We start from the raw sequence: 1,578 nt of genomic DNA, 5'->3' as shown, positions 1-1,578 counted from the left end.
TTGCTGATTCTGATGCTGATGCTGACTCAGATGCGCTTGCTGATTCTGACTCTGATACAGAAACTGATGCGCTTGCTGATTCTGATGCAGATACTGAAGCTGATGTGCTTGCTGATTCTGATGCAGATGCTGACTCAGATGCACTTGCTGATTCTGATGCAGAGACTGAAGCTGATGTGCTTGCTGATTCTGATGCAGATGCTGACTCAGATGCACTTGCTGATTCTGATGCAGATGCTGAAGCTGACTCAGATGCAGATGTGCTTGCTGAGGCTGACGCAGAGACTGATGCAGATACGCTTGATGATTCTGACTCTGATACAGAAACTGATGTGCTTGCTGACGCTGACTCTGATACAGAAACTGATGTGCTCGCTGATTCTGATGCAGAGACACTCGCTGAGGCTGACGCTGAAAGTGAGTTGGAAACAGACTGTGATTCTGAGATAGAGGCACTTGTTGATGCAGACTCAGAATTTGAAACTGATTGTGATTCTGAAACTGATGCACTTACAGATGTACTTTCAGAATTAGATACTGATTGTGAGCCTGAAACAGATGCACTCAATGACACTGACTCACTCAATGATGCTGAGTTAGATGTTGAAATCGATTCACTTGTTGAAATGAAGCTTGAAGCAGAGTTCGAAATAGACTCAACAGTTGAAATGATTGCAGAAATTGAAGCACTGAAGGCTTGAGACTGACTTTCAAATACAGAAGCACTCAAAGAGCTTGATGTACTTAATGATTCTGATTCAGAAGCCGAAACTGACGCACTTGTACTTCGAGATTCACTCAATGATGCTGACTCACTAGCTGAAATTGAAGCACTTACTGACGCTGACTCGGAATTTGAGACAGACTGTGATTCTGAAACTGATGCACTTTCTGAGGCTGATTCGGAGTTTGAAACAGACTGTGATTCTGAAACTGATGCACTCTCTGATGCTGATTCTGAGTTAGACACTGATTGTGATTCTGAAACTGATGCACTTTCTGAGGCTGACTCTGAGTTTGATACAGACTGTGATTCAGAAATTGATTCACTTACTGACGCTGATTCTGAAGTTGAAGCGGATTGTGATTCTGAAATTGATTCACTTACTGACGCTGATTCTGAAGTTGAAGCGGATTGTGATTCTGATACAGAAGTACTTTCTGAGGCTGATTCTGAGTTAGATACTGATTGTGATTCTGAAATTGATTCACTTACTGACGCTGACTCTGAGTTTGAAGCAGACTGTGATTCAGAAACTGATGCACTTTCTGAGGCTGATTCGGAGTTTGAAACAGACTGTGATTCACTTACTGACGCACTTTCTGACGCTGATTCTGAGTTTGATACAGACTGTGATTCTGAGACAGACGCACTTTCTGATGCTGACTCTGAGTTAGACACTGATTGTGATTCAGATACAGACGCACTTTCTGAGGCTGACTCGGAATTAGACACTGATTGTGATTCGCTTACTGATGCACTCTCTGACGCTGATTCTGAGTTTGATACATACTGTGATTCAGATACAGACGCACTCTCTGACGCTGATTCTGAGTTAGACACTGATTGTGATTCTG

At 42.8% G+C, this 1,578-nt stretch carries 1 pseudogene; it reads right to left on the bottom strand.

The annotated features are described in order from the left end of the window. Positions 1–1,578 (bottom strand): annotated as a pseudogene (locus tag HMPREF2637_RS11600) (accessory Sec-dependent LPXTG-anchored adhesin); the annotation flags it as partial.

It is taken from the genome of Streptococcus sp. HMSC065H07 (genome assembly GCF_001837325.1).
In the GTDB taxonomy this organism is placed as follows: domain Bacteria; phylum Bacillota; class Bacilli; order Lactobacillales; family Streptococcaceae; genus Streptococcus; species Streptococcus salivarius_H.
The sequence above is the reverse complement of the archived record's forward strand: the minus strand, read 5'-3'. Positions and strand labels throughout refer to the sequence as shown.